Origin of the sequence: Collinsella sp. An7 (assembly GCF_002159335.1) — a bacterium.
Classification (GTDB): Bacteria; Actinomycetota; Coriobacteriia; order Coriobacteriales; family Coriobacteriaceae; genus Coprousia.
Map to the genome: position 1 here is coordinate 259,400 of NZ_NFHP01000002.1, position 14,652 is coordinate 274,051.

Consider the following 14,652-nt stretch of genomic DNA (forward strand, 5'->3'; position numbering starts at 1 on the left):
CGTGGCGAGGCGGATGCGGGCAAAGGCGAGGAAGGCGCAGCGGCGCTGCCCCGACGCAATGTAAGCCCGCAGGCGCCCGACACGGCGCGGCTAGATGCGGAATGCTTTGATCAGCGTTTCTCTAGAAACACATGGTACCGCAAGTGGCGCTGCCTGCGGAACGTCACCCTTGGAGCTCGAGCACGAGCTCATAGACCGCGCGTTTGCGGCGGGAGTACCGCTGCGAGAGACGCTTGGCGATGGCGTTGGCCGGCTCGCCCTCCTCGAGAGCGCGAAGGATATCGGCACGGAGCGCCTCGTCGGGGTCGAGCGCGGGGCCTGCTCCCGCTGCGGTGCCATCCCCTTGCGCCGCGGCCAGGCCCGCAGCGTGCAGACGACCGAGGACCTCAAGTTCCTCAGCGCTGGGCGGAGCCACCACGATTACCATCTCGCCCTTGAGCGGCGCACCCGTCTCTTCACGTTGGGCTACCTCAGAGGCAAGCTCTACCGCAGTGCCGCGCAGCACCTCCTCGTGGAGCTTGGTGAGCTCGCGGCAGAGCGCAGCCTCGCGCGCGGGGAAGGCAACGGCGAGCGCATCGAGTGTCGCCCCTACGCGGTGCGGCGACTCATAAAAGAGTAGCGCCCCCGGCACCGGGGCAAGCTCGGCCAGACGGCGAGCGCGCTCCCCCGCCTTGCGGGGCAAAAAGCCCTCAAAGAAGAAGTGGTCGCAGGCAATGCCCGAGCTCACAAGCGCGGTGATGCAGGCCGTCGGCCCAGGGATGACCTCCACGGGCACCTCGGCCGCACGCGCCGCCTCAATGAGCACCTGCCCGGGGTCGGACACTCCCGGCATCCCCGCGTCGGAGGCAAAAGCGAGCACCTCGCCTGCGGCGAGACGTTCCACGAGCTCCGGGGCGCGGCGAGCGATCACGTTCTCGTCGCAGCGGATAAGCGGGCGCGAGACGCCTGCAGCAGCGAGCAGCTTACCCGTCACCCGCGTGTCCTCGCAGCAAACGGCATCCGCTGCTCGGAAGGCCTCGACGGCGCGCGGCGAGAGGTCGCCGAGATTGCCGATGGGAGTGCCGACCACGTAAAGCCGGCCCGATCGAGCAGCGGCACCCCGCGTCTTGCGTGATGCCTTGGACGCCGTCGCGGTGCCGGCACGCTGAGAATCTGCTCCCGGAGCGTCCACCTCTGGGACGCTTGCGCCCGGCACGACCACTTCCCGTGCGGCTGTCTTCGGTGCGGCAACCTCCGGCACGTTCGCCCCCGGCGCACTCACACCCGCTCCGGCCTTATCCAGCGCGGCTGCGTCCACCACGCGCGCGTCCGCCCGGCTCTTCCCCGCCATGCGCACCTCCGCGCTAATCGATCATCGCGCGCTCGAGCGTGCCGAGCGCCACGCGGGCGTCCCACGCGGGGATGCGCTTCTCGGTCTTCCAGGTCTGGAAGAACCAGCCGCGCGCATCAGCAAACGAGGCGAGCTCGTTAGAGATAAAGACGCGCTCGTAGGCGGCATGGCCCTCGGGCGTCATCGACGCGTTGGCAAAGACCGCCGCGCCCGACCACTCGCCCACGATCACGGGGAACCCTGCCGCGCGCGCCTCCTTGATGAGCTTGCGGTTGCGCGCAATCGCCGCCGAGAGGCCGCGCGGGCTCGTGATGTCCTGGGCATGCTCGTCGCGGTAATGATAGAGATGCACGTCCATGGCAACGCCCTCGTACTTGTCGCCCCGCATAAAGTGCTTCCACGCGGCCGGGTCGCCCGAGGCAGAGAAGACCACGAGCTTGTCGTCGGCCATGTGCAGGCGCACGAGCTCGTAGGCATCGCGATAGAAATTGCGCAGGTAGTGGCTCGGAATACCCTCCGTTACATTAAAGAACCCGCGGCGTCGGCTCATGATTGGCGAATCGAGGAGCTCAAGGCCGAGCAGACCCTCGCGCATGCCGTAGCGCGCGGCAAGCCGCTCGAGAACGTTGAGGGCGATATGGCGGCCGTTGGCGGACGAATGCCAAGCGGCAGTGGATTCCGGCGTACTCGGCGTGGCGTTGGAATCGCCTTGGCCGCCGGGCACCGTTGCGAGGTCGAGGAGCACGCCCATATGGTACTTCTCGGCCCACTCAAAGGCACGGTCGATGTAGTCGACGAGGGGGATATAGACCTCGCTCTCGCCTTGCGAACCAAAGGCGTACCACGGCACGGGCAAGCGCACGGCGTTGAGGCCGATGGCCGTGATGCGGCGAAAGTCGTCCTCGGAGATAAAGGTCTCGAGGTGGCGACGCAGGCGCTCGTTGTAGGTGGTCGCACCGAGAGCGCTCTGCAGCTCGGAGTCGTTAGACGCGCCCGTTGCCGCAAAGAGCGATGGCGTGACCCAGGGCTCCGGGATAAACCATCCGGAAAGATTGACGCCGCGGATCCTTTCAGTCATGCCGTCCCCTCTCTCTCGCTCGCGCCTCGCGCATATCGGTGCCCCTGAGTATAGCCGAACGAGCTGCGGAGCCGGGCTTCTCGGTTGGCAATCGCGCGCTCCCGGCATCCCGGAGTACGTCATTTGGCAAAGCTACTGGGCCTTGCTCGCACCATTGCCCAGGCCATCGGCTGTTACGCAGCCCGCCATGCGGTCGGGGGCCGCAAAACCCTGAAAGACGGCGCCCTTGCCGCCAGAACATGCCGCACTACGAAAAAAGCCCAGGCACGGTGCCTGGGCTCGCAATGCAAAGGGTGGTCAGAGAGGGATTCGAACCCCCGACACGAGGATTTTCAGTCCTCTGCTCTACCAACTGAGCTATCTGACCGGGGCTGTCTCAAGGACAGCTTGTTAAATATACCAAAATCGTCTGCGAGGTCAAGCACGAATCTCGTTCAATTTTCAAGGTACACTCGAGGGGACACTTCCTGCTCGCACGATGGACCGTCAATACCCAATCGGGCACGGTACGCTACGTGCGTAAACGTGCAGGGGCGCACGCCGCTCCGTCGCGCACCCGCGGCCAATCGTTGAGCGGCGCCCAAACACGAGGGCGCGCCGTCAGCCCATCTCCAAGGCAGGCGACATCCCAACCCCACACGTTGCCCGCAACTGCTACACGCGGCTGGCCGTCATGCTATGCCGCCTCAGAAGAACAAGGCCTCCCCGGTTTTGGGTCATCCTCCTTGCGCGCCTCGACCGAAGCGCGCGACACCATGCGACGCGTCCCGTCCTTCCATGAGTCGAGCAAGCCCGCCCTGATAAGCTGCGACACCCGCGCTCTTGTTACCCCGAGCTCCCGCGCTGCGTCCGAGGCGGTCATCGCGGGGATATCATCAAGCTCACGGGAGACTGCGATGGCGATGATCTGCCCTCCACGCTCAGGCGTATGACCAAATTCCATGGGCGGCAACGCCACCCCGTTCATCAGATGGTCGTCCACCACCGTCATCAGAAAATCCGCTGCCATCTCTACGGCCTCCTGCAGATTCTCGCCATAGGTCGCCCCGTAGCCAAGGTCTCCGCACGGAAACGCATCGACCATTCCGTTTGACTCAAAGAACTCAAACTCCCAGATGTACACCATGCGGCTCCTCCTTAGGTGACACGCTCACCACTATCAACGCAGCCAGGCCTCGCGTAGAATACGAAGCGCCACCTGGTCCTCAATCTCTCGATGGCGCTTTACCAGGACCCTTTCCTTCCCCGCGTGAACAGCTCGTGCTTCGATCCTCCCCGGGACACAAACCCCGCCCGCAGCAGGAGCCTCACCAGCTCTCGCCGTTGCAACCCAGCTCCTCTCCGGTACCTATATCTTAACATGTGTTAAGATATATGACCCTCGTTAGCACCGGACCAATCGCCTCCACAGACGGAGCAGTCACCCAAACGACCTGCTAGGCAGCATCGGGATAGGACGGTGGGGACGGCGCGGGTGCCACAAGGCGCAGGCTCGGCGGCTCGTGGCCGCGCGGTGTGGGCCGCTCGAGCACCGATACGGCGCCGGGGCATGAGAGAACCTTCCATGGACCGACGGCCACATGGACCTCAATCGCACGCCCCGATGCATCGAGAAACGCCACGTCAATGGGGTAGTTCATAAAGCAGGTGTGGACCGAGCGGCACCGCGGAAACCCCATCGCGAGAGACCGCATGTCCCCACGCGGTACCTTGCGTGCCGCCGCGTCCGGCGCTGTCGGCGCGGCCGGTGCGCCAGCATCCGGCGCCGGAAAACCGGTTAACCCTCGGAGCCGTGGCACGAAACGCTCCGCCACCACAAGCCGCGCCGGCTCCCACCCAAGTTCTCGGAGCGCCCGACGAAACCCATACGGGTCGAGCACCACAATGGGAGCCCGGGCAGGAAACCGCCGGCTGCGCAGCCACTCCGCCGCCCGCATGCGAGCAAACCTCCTGCGGGCGCGGACAAGCGCCGCACGAGTCGCACGCACCATACGGCATCGAATGCTCGAGTCCGTCGCATCACATCGGCCAACGCCCTGCACCGACCGCCTCTGTCTCTCGATCCGCCGCATCGCTACATCACCACCCCCGGGCGCCACGGATCGACCGTGACCGCCCGCTCGTGCTCCAGAACCGCCGGAGCCCCCAGACGCACCCCCGCGATAGAAAGCCCGCTCGGCCAGGGCGAGAAACGCATCGTGCACCGGTACGTGTGAAGCGCACCCACGAGCGAGAGCATCGCCGCGCTCTCCGCACCCTCCTCATCGCAGGAAACCGACACCTCAACGGGGTAGTCGCCCATGGCCCGGGCAAGCTCACCCTCTACCGCCTCAACCGCGTCCGCAGCCTCCTCGCCGCCTGCAGGCGAGACACCCTGGGCCATCACCACATCGGCCGCCACCCGATCAAAGCGCACCACTGCCGCGGCGTAGAGCATCAGGTTGTAGACGATGAGTGCAAGCACCAGGAGAGTGGGGAGCACGACCGCCATCTCGACCATCGCCTGCGCCGACGTCTCGTGTGCCCTGACGCGCATCATGGCAGCTCGCCTCCCATCAGGTCCTGCACTTGGATGGTGAGGGGAATCGACCCGCCGCCGGGCAGCGGAATCTCCGCAAGGGTGAACGTGGCGCCGCTCAAGGTCTCCCCCACCTCGTACGAGAGCGCCTGCATCATCGGCGCCGGATCCGTAGACCCCACGGGAAGCGATCGAAGCGCGCTCTGCACGTCCGAGAGCCCCGACGAACCCGACCGTGCTATAACGTTGGCGGAGTCGGTGAGCACCGGCTTCATGAGGGTGAGGTCCACCGGCTCGAGCCCAAGAGCATGAACCGCACCGCTCACTTGGTTGGAGAGCCACGAGGCTATCGACCCCATGCCGAGCGAGCTAAGTCCGCCAAGCAGGTCGTCCATCACCCCCGCGAGACCGTCAGCCGCATTGCCGTACGTCACGAGCAGCCGGCCCCACAGCCCCATCACGTCGTCGATAAGTCCCGCCGCACCTCCGCCGCTCGTGCGCGAGGCGATGGTGCTGAAGAAATCCGCAAGCACATTGTTCTCCTCGGTCGCGGGGTCCGGGGCGAGCACCGATCCCGCAACGGCACCGCGCGCGGTAAGCATCCCTCCGGGCGCAAAGGCGCTCTCGAGCTCCTCGGGCGTTGTCACCTCGCCCGTCACGGCAAAGCCGACGCACCCGTCGCGCCCGGGCGGGGCGATGTGCGGTCGCTTGCCCGCGAGCGTTCCGAGTGCCGCCTCAAAGGCATCCGAGGCACCCTCCGCCTCTTGTCGAACCTCCTGCTCAAGCTCGAGCTCCCGGTCGCGACAGGAGATGTACTCGTTGAGCGCGAGCGTGAAGGCTCGCAGGTGGTACTCAAAACCGTTCTCGATGGAGGTCGAAGCAGCCGGCGCACGACCCACGTCGCCAACTCCAAACCGGCAGGTGGGGCACTCCCGCGCCGTTCCGTTCTCGGTCGCGGCGAGCGAAAGTGCCGGCCCCGCCGCGCCCGCAGCGCCCGGGCAGGCCGCGCTGTAGTGAAGCGTGAGTCCCTCCGCCTCGACCGTGGAGGGCCAAACCGCCTCGGTGTAGAGGGAGGTCGCCCGCACATCGTCGGTATTGCGGGGCAGAAGCGGAACCGTGGAGACCACCCGCCCGTCCACCTCCTCGATCCGCGCCGCCTCGAGCTCCTCGAGCGCAAAGCGGTAGAACGCAGAGCGCGCGGCGGCATCGGCTGCAGCCTCAGTTCCGGGCCCCTCGGGCTCGTTATGGGCCAAGCGCCAGCGATAGTACGCCCGGGCACGATCGAGACCGACCTGAGGCTCCCACGTGATGCTCGAGGCATAGTCGGGGTTCTCCCTGGCAGTAAGGCCCGAGAGACGCGCCGCCCGCTCCTGCATGTTGGCGCCGTCGCTGCCGCAGTCTGCCAACCAGGCAGCCCGCTTGGCCTCCTCGGTAGCGGCGGAGGCCTCGGCAAGGCGCTCGGCAGCCGCGCCTAGCTCGTCCGATGCTTGAGAGAGCCCCTCGGTGGGGATGCCCTCACCCTCAAGCGCCGGAAACTCCGATGCGGAATCGCGCGGGACCGCGAGCGCTGTGCCCGTGTACGAGACCTGCTCGCTCCCCTGCGCCGTACAGGTGCGCGCCGCATTGGCGGCCACCAAGTACGGCAGCGCGGACTCGAGCGCGGAGAGCCCGCGCGACGCCGAGGCCGCCAGCTTGTTTCTGAGCTCGAGCATGCGGATCCCCGCCTGAACGGTCTCGCCCGCGGCGGCCTGCGCACCCGGCACCAGCATGCCCACCAAGCCGGCCCCGGTGGTGCAGAGCCCCGCGAGCCCCATGCTCAGCACCGCCGCATCGGCCACCGTAGCCGCCGTGCGGTAGGACGCAACCACATTGGACCCAGCAAGCGCCGTGGCATCAGCTGCAACCTGCACCTCCCCCGAGCGGGAGAGGGTCCACGCCGCCGTAATCGCCGAGAAGAGCAACGTGAGCGTTACCAGCATGGTTACGGCAGCAGCCACCGTGGTGTAGGCGCCGTCCTCGATGAACAGGTCAATCCCAAGCCGCAGTCCACGTTTCATAACTCCCCTCCAGCCATGACGGGCGACCCGCATAGGTCACCTCAACGGTTACCTCCACATCGCCCTGAGCGTTGCGCGAGCCCCAGAGCCCCACGAATGCGCCGAGCACCGGAAGCGGCGTCACCGCCCCCGTAATGGCAACGCGCACGGTGCCCTCCCCCGACGAAGCGGGTGAGCACTCGACATCCCACGAGAGAGGACCTCCCGCATGGAAAATCGAGAGGTCGGGTACTGCCGCGAGCCGCCTGAGCGCAAAGGCGCGATACGCATCGGACCCATCGCCGCCAGACTCCCCCTCGGCCCGAGAATCCGCCTCCCCCGTGACCATGAGCCGCGCCGTCTCGGCCGCCGCACCCTCCATAACGGCACGGGTGTAGAGCACGCAAACCGGCTGCAGCGCCAGCAGTATGACGATGAGAAAGCTCGGCAGCAGCACGGCAGCCTCCACCGTTGCCTGCGCGGTGGCCTCGCCCAAGACCCACCGCACACGACGTGCTGCCCGGCGCGCCATGTCAAAAGAGCGCGATATCAAGGGCTCCAAGCCCATCCATCTGATGCGACGCCGCCCGCTCGGCCGCCTCAACAAAGACGCCCCGCTCCCCCGCGCGCCACAGACAGGCAAGCCCCACCGCGAGCGCAAGCAGGGCCACGATGGTGAGCGCATACTCGAGCGTCGCCTGCGCCCGCTCCTCCCCCATGCGCGGCGGCCCGCATCCGGCGCAGTCTCCCCTTCGCATGGCATCGGTGTCTGTGACAGGTCGGACGCACCTCGATTGCCACGGGAACGCACGCAACGCAGCCAGTCGCCCGACCGGGTCAACCTCGTGCCGAATCGAAAACTCCGCTCGCGCCCCGCGGCGGCTCGATCTCCGAGCGCCCGCTCCCGCGTCCTGCGGCTCCATCCCAATGTTCCGCTGCCCCGCCGGCGCACCTGCAATGCGCGCCATGTGCAGCGCCCCCGTTGACCTACGCCCCATTGCAAAACCTCCCCCATCGTCTCCAACCCCTTTACCCCCTCGTCACGACTCCGGTGCCGCGCTCGCCAACAGACGCGCAACGTGCACGGTGGCCGAGCCGTCATCCGCCGCCGATGTCACCGTGACCACATCGACCCATCCGCGCGCATCCTGCACAAGAGCTGCCCACACATTGCCCCTGAGGTCGAGGTAACCGCTCGTGGCAAGCGTGGCCGTAGCGATATCGCCGTACGCGGTTAGCACATCGGACGCGAGAGATACCAACCCACGCTCCTCCGTCCAGCTCACGGCAACCTCGCCGGCATCCTCCGAAGTCGCCGCACTACCCGCCTCCTCACTTTTGCGGGCAAGCTCGGCCAGAAACGTTTCTGTCGAGAGGTCGGCAGCCTTCGCATCCGGCGGCGCCGACGACTCGCTGCCACTCGCTCCCGCGCCCGCGGCTTCCGAACCACCACCAGCCTCTTCAAACGCTCCACCCGCTTCCGGCGCGGCAGAGCCCACCCCGGCACCTTCTCCATCGGCAGGCGCCGTTTGAGCCGACCCCGTCGCCCCGACATCCGGCGTGCAGCCCCGGAACGCACCCCCGGCGGCAGCCATCGCAACACCCAGCCCGCACACGCCGAGGAGAAGCGCTGCCACGACCCGCACCCACCCTGCAGACCCGCAGGGACGGAACGGTCCGGTACGCCGGACCGTCCCCACGCACTTCCGGGCTCGCGCGCCGCGTTGCGCTACAGGCTGTTGATGCCGTCGGAGATGGCGGTCCACAGCTCGCTCACCCGGTCACGAAACGCCACGATGGCGATGATCGCGATAACCACGAGGACCCCAACCAGGATGGCGTACTCCGTTGTGCCCTGCGCCCGCTCCTCTCTTGCCAGTTGCTGTGCCTGCCACAAAGCGCACCTCAGCCGCTCGCCACCGTACGCCGCTGCGTTGCGGGCCTGTAGCGCAACCGATTTTGCTCCCGCCGGTACGACCGCCGCACACTTCTCCGCCTGCTCCCACGCGACCTTTCCCATCAACATGACTCCTCCTTCTTCCCGCTTCTTCCTCCTGCACTCCACATGGCCCTAAGTCACTTAACCTCCCCTCATCGTGCCTCCCTCCATCAGCTCTCATCTACACGCCGCCACGCACTGCCCCCGCAGCACTCCGTCGCGCATGCGTGCCACCCCTGTGCACCGCGCACTACCACATGCCACTCGCCGCCATAAGCGGACCGACGATCGAGAGCAGCAGGGCCGGCAAGATGAGCGTCCCCGTAGGGATGAGCAGCTTGACCGGCGTACGCTCGATCTGCCGCTCCACCTCGGCGCGGTGCGCGGCGCGCATCTCGCGGCTCTGGGCAGCAAGCGTGTCCACCAGAGGAGCCCCGAGCGCGAGCGCTTGGGTAACCGCGATGGCAAATGACTCCAACGCCCGCAAGTCCAGCAACCGCGCCGCACGCGTCAGCTCCTCCTCACGCGAGCCGATGCCGATCCGCCATGCCAGCAGCGCACGCGCCATCCCGCGGGCGAGCGGTGTCTGGCGCGACCCGCAATAGAGCTCAAGCGAGGCATCGAAGGAAAGCCCGGCGGAAAGCCCCAGATTGATGACGTCGATCATCTCGGAGGCCTCCGCAAGCGTGACGTCGGGAGCGCCTGTGCCGGCCGACCGCGCCGCTGTCAGCCTGCCCACCAGGCGCCGTAGCCTCTGCGCCATCTGCTCCAAGGCTTTACGCACCTCTCCGTTTAGCCACGCCCGCTCTGCCGGGCTCCACGAGAGCGCCACCGCCACAGCGCACGCGACAGCACCGCCAATCGCTGCAATCGATGCCAACCCGCCGGCCATCAGAGCCTCACCTCCATAACGCGCCGGATGATGAGCCAGGCGCATCCGTCGAGCACGAGCGCAACCGCCACGGCGAGCGCACCGCCCGGCGATGACACCCCGGCGCGAAAATCCGGCGAGAGCAGCGCAAGGGCGCCCACCATCGCAAGCGGCATGATCGTCACCAGGCGTGCCGAGAGCCGCGCCTGCGCCGTCTTGACCTCAAGGCGCCGCGCCAGCTCGATGCGCTCGCCCACCATGCCCGCCGCCTGCGCAAGCAGGTCCTTGAGCGGGGCGCCGGTGCGCTGCGACACGGCAAGCGCTGTTGCCACGAGCTCGAGTCCCGGCGCCGGCAAACGCCGCAGCAGCTCGTCAAGCGCCTCACGTGCGGGAACTCCGCACGTGAGGGCAGACGCCGCACGCAAGAACTCCGTCCGCACGGGTTCCTGCGCATGACCGCCCACAAACCTCAGGGCCTGCGCCAGCGAATGGCCGGACCCAAGCGAGATGGCAAGCGCCTGGAATGCCTCGGGCATAGCGGACTCCACGCGACGCGCCTGCTCGCGAGAGCGCTTTGCCGCAGCTCCGGCACAGAACGCCACCGGAGCCACCGCGCCAACGAGCGCACCAAGGGGCGACAGGGCAATCACCGCGCCAGCCACGGCACCGCCAAGACACCCCAACGCCAAAAGCCCGCGGGCGCAAACCCGCTCATCGGCCGCCGCGCCAACCAGCGGCCGCGCCACACGCGCCGCCTCCGCTGCCCAGGCATCGAGTACACCTTCCCCGCGCGGCATCACCGGCACGTGCGCCCCAGCCGCGCGCGCGAGGGCAACAACACGGGCCGCAAGGTGCGCTCGCGCCGCCTCGGCATCCCACGCACCCGCCGCACCAGACGCCAGCGCTCCATACGGTGCGCACACCGCACTTGCCATCCCCCACACGCTGCAAGCCGCAAGCACGCCCACCATCAGGGGCACGATCTCCGCCATTGCTCCACCTCCTCCTCGCTAAGCTCGCCCGAGGCAAGCGCCTCCTCGATAAACGGTGGCTCCCGGTCGAGCGACCACGTACCGCTCGCCCGGTCAAAACTCACGTAGCGCTCGAGCTCCACTCCGCCGCCGGGCGCGCGCGAGACCCCCGCGTACGACGAGACAAAGCGCCTGCCGTCCGCGCGCCGCTCGGACATCACGATGCCGTCGAGCGCAAGTGCTATCTGCTCCTCGATGAGCTCCGACGGCAGGTTGATGCCGTAACGCGCCAGAAGCGTCAGGCGCACGACCGCCTCCTCCTCGCTGCCAGCGTGGAGCGTGGTAAGCGAACCGTCGTGGCCGGTCTGCATCGCGCTCAGCATGTCGATGGCCTCGGCGCCTCGCACCTCACCCACGACGATGCGGTCGGGGCGCATGCGCAGGGCGTTTGCCACCAGGTCGCGGATGGTTACCGCACCCTCTCCCTCAATCGACGCCTCGCGCGCCTCCAGCCGGACCACATGCGGATGGTGGCTGAACTTAAGCTCTGCCGAGTCCTCGATCGTCACGATGCGCTCGCCGGTGGGAATCTCGCACGAGAGCGCGTTGAGGAGCGTCGTCTTGCCCGAACCGGTCCCGCCCACGACGGCAAGGTCCTGCCTGAGCGCCACAGCGCACGAGAGCAGGCCGGCATACCACTCGGGCAGAGACCCCAGCTCCACAAGCTCCCTGAGCGAGGTGATGCGGTCGGAGAACTTGCGAATGGTGAGTGTGGGGCCGTCGATCGCGACGGGCGGAATCACAGCGTTGACGCGGTAACCGCTCTTGAGGCGCGCGTTGACCAACGGGCTCCGCTCATCGATGCGCCTGCCGAGCGGGGCGATGATCCGGTCGATGAGAATGCGAATCTGCTCATCGCTCTCAAAGAGGTTCTCCATGGGGTAGAGCACGCCGCCGCGCTCGTAAAACGCCGAGCGGCAGCCGTTGACCATGATCTCGCTCACCGAGTCGTCCTCGAGCAGTGGCTGAAGCGGGCCGAGCCCCACGATGTCATCGAGCGCGCAATCCACCACGTCCTCGCGCTCGCCAGGTTCGAGCTCGAGCGCACTCTGCGCGTTCACCACCGCCTCGACGGCGGGGCGCAGCTCCTCGCGCGAACGGCTGACCTCCTCGTCCGCCACCAGATGGGCCATCTCGTCAAACCCAACTCGCTCGAGCACCCCACGCTTAACGGCACTCATGAGCGAGCGGTTGGCGCGTGCTCCGCGCACCGAACGCCGGCAGCGACTGCTCCGCTCCTTGCGCACGCGCTCCACGCGCGCCATCACGCTCATGCGGTTCCACCTCCTCCGTGCTTCCAGGGCAGCCGGATGCGCGGGCGCTCGGCAGCCGGTGCCACCTCGGGAATCTCGGCCCCCGCCAAGATGGAGCAGCCGAGCTCCCGCAGCAGAAGATCGGTAAACTCGCACACGCTCGTGCGAAAGGCCCCGGGATGTTCCATGGCCGTATCGAGATGACCCAGCGCCGCGAGCCCCGCGAGCTCCGACCCGCCGTCGGCGATGCGCCCCTTAAGGCCGAGCGCTGTAGTGAACTCAAACCGCGATGCAGCGTCCTCGCTCGCGTCGTGCGTCGAGAACCGGTTGAAGACGCTCGCCATCTTGGTGCGCGGCACGCCAATCCGCGCTGCAAGGTCGATGACCCGCTCGGCAGCGGCAACGGACCCCGTCCGTGCATCGCCCAGCACAAGGCACCGGTCGCACGCCGCCACCGCTGCGGCAACCGCGTCGCTCCAATATGTCGAGGTGTCGACGATGATGAGATCGGCCTCGCTGCGCATCACCCTGATCAGCTGCTCCACGGGCGCGCCCATGAGCTCGGCGTGCTCCGGTGCGCGCACCGGCCCCCACACGGTGAGTCCCGGTGCCACCCGCATCGAGGCGCGCACGATATCCGCCTCCTCGAGCCTGCCGGCGCGCGCCGGGACCACAAGCGTCGCCGCATCATGCGGCTCCTCTACGCCGAGCAAAGTGGCAAGGTTTCCAAACATGAGATCGAGGTCAAGTACCGCGGTGCGCAGCTCAAGGGCCGCCGCCCTGAGTGCCATCGCCGCGGTAAGCGTTGTCTTGCCGCATCCGCCCCGGCCCGCCACCAGCACAACGAGCCGAGCCTGCTGAGCATCGCCTCCCGCTTGGGACGTCTCCCCGCGCGGCACGGGAACGCACCCCGGAGGAGCAACCCGATCCGGCCACGCAGCAGCATCCGCAGGTCGCGCCGGGTAGTTGCCAGCGTGCATCGTCTCAGGCGTTACCGACGCCGCACCGCACACCGCCGGCGCATGGACTCTCTCCTCAAGCGAGTCGCCACCCGTACCGACGCCCTCAGCGGTCCCACCAGCGTGCCGCTCGCCGGGCGGCACCCCATCGCCGGCCCTACCGCGCGCAGACGATGCAGGCGCCCCCAACGACGCCACGCGTCCGCCGAGGTCATCAGCCCGACACGCATCGGGCTCATCAAGGTCGTCCACAAACCGGTACCGCCCTGCCGTACATGGCGCCGCCTCAGCCAGGGAGGCGGGCGCCGTCCTCGTCTGGGCCGCCTGCCGCGTGGCAGCATCGCTCCCAGCAGCCAAACGTACGTCATCGCGGGGCGGTGCAGCACGCCCTCCGGTGATACGGTGCCCCGTCTCCGGACACTCCCTGTTTTCGCTAGCATTCGGGGCGTCTCCGCTCCCCGCGATGACCTCGGTTGCACCCGCTTGGAAAAGCTGTGCGATAAACCCGGGGTCGAGGTCGTCGAGCACCACCACAACCTGCCGCACGCCCCCGTTGTGCGCCAGGTCCGCAACGGTGCGCAGCAGCCCTTCGTCGCACCCTCCGCGCAGCGCAACCGAAATCGAGCCGCTCGACCGCACAAACGCCTCGACCATGCGCCCCAGCGCCGCAAGGTCGGCCACGCGCAATATGTGGGCAGACGCCTCGCGCGCCTCGACTTCTCGCTGAATCTCTGGGTAGCCTGCGCAACTGCAGCAGGCGAGCCAAATCTTCCCCATCAGGCACCTCCCCCGCTCGCCGCGGCATCGGCAGCCGCACCATCGGCCTCCTTGCCGGCAGACGCATCGCCATCGCCCTCCGCGCCGGCATCATCGGCCTTACCGTCGCTCGCAGCTTCATCCGCCTCTTCGGCATCGTCCGTGCTACCACCCTCGGCCTCCTGGTCGAGCGTCGCATCCGGGAGCGTCAGGCTCACCGACCCCTTTGCCGTCGCCGCGAGCACCTCAGTCACGCGCTCCGGCTCAATCGCCAGGGTCGCCCACGAGATGGTCGTGCCCTCGGTCTCCTTGCCATGCGCACTCGTGTCGATCACGCCCGCCCGGCAGAGCAGGTCGGCAACGCCGTTGTTAGAAACGTAGACATCAACCTGGTCGCCCGGAGATATGGCGCCGCCCACCGCGTGTTCCTCATCCACGGGGACCGAAACCGCCACCGTGCCCGCAGGCACCTCAATGGCGCCGTCCTCCTGCTCGAGGTAGACGGGACAAATCACCGCCCGCTCCGGGATGCTCGAGGTCGCTCGCGATCCGGCAATGTCGGCAACCGAGGTCACCGCTCCGTCGGGGAGCAGGCTCGCAACCCACTCCTCAACGTGCACGTTCGCCTCGCTCAACGCCTCGCCGGCATCGATGTCGCGCGACGCCACGCAAACGCTCACGAGCTCGCCGCCATATGCGGCGAGTGCCTCTTGCCGAGCCTGTTCCGCCTCGGCGCGCACGGAGGAGCCGTACCAAAGGGCGAGCGCTGCAGCCAGCACCCCCGAGGTCACACTCAATAGCAATTTGGTCGTCCGTTTCACGCGCGCCTCCGCTCCAGAAGAACCGGGAGCGCCCCGACGGCTCCCCCTGGTTTCATTCTC

At 67.7% G+C, this 14,652-nt stretch carries 15 protein-coding genes and 1 tRNA gene; all 16 read right to left on the minus strand.

Annotation, left to right across the window (positions count from 1 at the left end; genetic code table 11):
- Window positions 1-163 precede the first annotated feature (163 nt).
- The 16 genes from rsmI to cpaB all read right to left on the minus strand — a co-directional run bounded on the left by rsmI (window position 164) and on the right by cpaB (window position 14,562).
- On the minus strand, window positions 164-1,330 hold the full coding sequence (gene rsmI / locus B5G20_RS03305; RefSeq protein ID WP_087355028.1) for a 16S rRNA (cytidine(1402)-2'-O)-methyltransferase: 1,167 nt from the start codon (window positions 1,328-1,330) through the stop codon (window positions 164-166).
- Window positions 1,331-1,343: 13 nt separating this feature from the next.
- A complete protein-coding gene (locus tag B5G20_RS03310) occupies window positions 1,344-2,408 on the minus strand; it encodes a cellulase family glycosylhydrolase (protein WP_087355030.1) in 1,065 nt (354 codons plus the stop codon).
- A 294-nt stretch (window positions 2,409-2,702) separates the two neighbouring features.
- Window positions 2,703-2,775: transfer RNA gene (locus B5G20_RS03315), tRNA-Phe, on the minus strand.
- Window positions 2,776-3,084: 309 nt separating this feature from the next.
- Window positions 3,085-3,534: a helix-turn-helix domain-containing protein gene (locus B5G20_RS03320; protein ID WP_087355032.1), complete on the minus strand. Its 450-nt coding sequence runs from the start codon at window positions 3,532-3,534 to the stop codon at window positions 3,085-3,087.
- A 310-nt stretch (window positions 3,535-3,844) separates the two neighbouring features.
- Window positions 3,845-4,048 carry a DUF192 domain-containing protein gene (locus B5G20_RS10535; RefSeq protein WP_239286846.1) on the minus strand — a complete coding sequence of 68 codons (204 nt, stop codon included), beginning with the start codon at window positions 4,046-4,048 and terminating at the stop codon, window positions 3,845-3,847.
- A 434-nt stretch (window positions 4,049-4,482) separates the two neighbouring features.
- Window positions 4,483-4,947 carry a hypothetical protein gene (locus B5G20_RS03330; RefSeq protein ID WP_343283986.1) on the minus strand — a complete coding sequence of 155 codons (465 nt, stop codon included), beginning with the start codon at window positions 4,945-4,947 and terminating at the stop codon, window positions 4,483-4,485.
- A complete protein-coding gene (locus tag B5G20_RS03335) occupies window positions 4,944-6,983 on the minus strand; it encodes a hypothetical protein (protein ID WP_204207633.1) in 2,040 nt (679 codons plus the stop codon). Before B5G20_RS03335 ends, B5G20_RS03330 begins: the two co-directional genes overlap by 4 nt.
- Complete coding sequence (locus B5G20_RS03340; RefSeq protein ID WP_239286847.1) at window positions 6,955-7,458, minus strand: TadE family protein; 504 nt, start codon at window positions 7,456-7,458, stop codon at window positions 6,955-6,957. The genes B5G20_RS03335 and B5G20_RS03340 overlap by 29 nt, the downstream gene beginning before the upstream one ends.
- 37 nt (window positions 7,459-7,495) lie before the next feature.
- The gene (locus B5G20_RS03345; RefSeq protein WP_087355038.1) at window positions 7,496-7,681 is read right to left on the minus strand and encodes a hypothetical protein; all 186 of its coding nucleotides are present in this window, start codon (window positions 7,679-7,681) and stop codon (window positions 7,496-7,498) included.
- Between the two features lie 321 nt (window positions 7,682-8,002).
- On the minus strand, window positions 8,003-8,599 hold the full coding sequence (locus tag B5G20_RS03350) for a hypothetical protein (protein ID WP_143750207.1): 597 nt from the start codon (window positions 8,597-8,599) through the stop codon (window positions 8,003-8,005).
- A 92-nt stretch (window positions 8,600-8,691) separates the two neighbouring features.
- The gene (locus tag B5G20_RS10540) at window positions 8,692-8,871 is read right to left on the minus strand and encodes a class III signal peptide-containing protein (RefSeq protein WP_087355267.1); all 180 of its coding nucleotides are present in this window, start codon (window positions 8,869-8,871) and stop codon (window positions 8,692-8,694) included.
- A gap of 280 nt (window positions 8,872-9,151) precedes the next feature.
- Window positions 9,152-9,664 carry a type II secretion system F family protein gene (locus tag B5G20_RS03360; RefSeq protein ID WP_239286848.1) on the minus strand — a complete coding sequence of 171 codons (513 nt, stop codon included), beginning with the start codon at window positions 9,662-9,664 and terminating at the stop codon, window positions 9,152-9,154.
- A gap of 128 nt (window positions 9,665-9,792) precedes the next feature.
- Window positions 9,793-10,764, minus strand: a complete 972-nt coding sequence (locus tag B5G20_RS03365) for a type II secretion system F family protein (protein WP_087355044.1) — start codon at window positions 10,762-10,764, stop codon at window positions 9,793-9,795.
- On the minus strand, window positions 10,743-12,077 hold the full coding sequence (locus tag B5G20_RS03370; RefSeq protein ID WP_087355046.1) for a CpaF family protein: 1,335 nt from the start codon (window positions 12,075-12,077) through the stop codon (window positions 10,743-10,745). Before B5G20_RS03370 ends, B5G20_RS03365 begins: the two co-directional genes overlap by 22 nt.
- Window positions 12,074-13,792 (minus strand): P-loop NTPase, encoded by a 1,719-nt coding sequence (locus B5G20_RS03375; protein WP_087355047.1) that lies wholly within the window; start codon window positions 13,790-13,792, stop codon window positions 12,074-12,076. The genes B5G20_RS03370 and B5G20_RS03375 overlap by 4 nt, the downstream gene beginning before the upstream one ends.
- Window positions 13,792-14,562, minus strand: coding sequence for a Flp pilus assembly protein CpaB (gene cpaB, locus B5G20_RS03380; protein WP_239286864.1), 771 nt, complete (start codon window positions 14,560-14,562; stop codon window positions 13,792-13,794). The genes B5G20_RS03375 and cpaB overlap by 1 nt, the downstream gene beginning before the upstream one ends.
- Between the last annotated feature and the right edge of the window lie 90 nt (window positions 14,563-14,652).

What these genes read in the sequence shown, in the direction of transcription:
- rsmI (WP_087355028.1), bottom strand. Translation starts at nt 1,330, where the DNA reads ATGGCGGGGAAGAGCCGGGCGGACGCGCGCGTGGTGGACGCAGCCGCG.
- B5G20_RS03310 (WP_087355030.1), bottom strand. Translation starts at nt 2,408, where the DNA reads ATGACTGAAAGGATCCGCGGCGTCAATCTTTCCGGATGGTTTATCCCG.
- B5G20_RS03320 (WP_087355032.1), bottom strand. Translation starts at nt 3,534, where the DNA reads ATGGTGTACATCTGGGAGTTTGAGTTCTTTGAGTCAAACGGAATGGTC.
- B5G20_RS10535 (WP_239286846.1), bottom strand. Translation starts at nt 4,048, where the DNA reads ATGAACTACCCCATTGACGTGGCGTTTCTCGATGCATCGGGGCGTGCG.
- B5G20_RS03330 (WP_343283986.1), bottom strand. Translation starts at nt 4,947, where the DNA reads ATGATGCGCGTCAGGGCACACGAGACGTCGGCGCAGGCGATGGTCGAG.
- B5G20_RS03335 (WP_204207633.1), bottom strand. Translation starts at nt 6,983, where the DNA reads ATGAAACGTGGACTGCGGCTTGGGATTGACCTGTTCATCGAGGACGGC.
- B5G20_RS03345 (WP_087355038.1), bottom strand. Translation starts at nt 7,681, where the DNA reads ATGGGGGAGGAGCGGGCGCAGGCGACGCTCGAGTATGCGCTCACCATC.
- B5G20_RS03360 (WP_239286848.1), bottom strand. Translation starts at nt 9,664, where the DNA reads ATGGCGCAGAGGCTACGGCGCCTGGTGGGCAGGCTGACAGCGGCGCGG.
- B5G20_RS03365 (WP_087355044.1), bottom strand. Translation starts at nt 10,764, where the DNA reads ATGGCGGAGATCGTGCCCCTGATGGTGGGCGTGCTTGCGGCTTGCAGC.
- B5G20_RS03370 (WP_087355046.1), bottom strand. Translation starts at nt 12,077, where the DNA reads ATGAGCGTGATGGCGCGCGTGGAGCGCGTGCGCAAGGAGCGGAGCAGT.
- B5G20_RS03375 (WP_087355047.1), bottom strand. Translation starts at nt 13,792, where the DNA reads ATGGGGAAGATTTGGCTCGCCTGCTGCAGTTGCGCAGGCTACCCAGAG.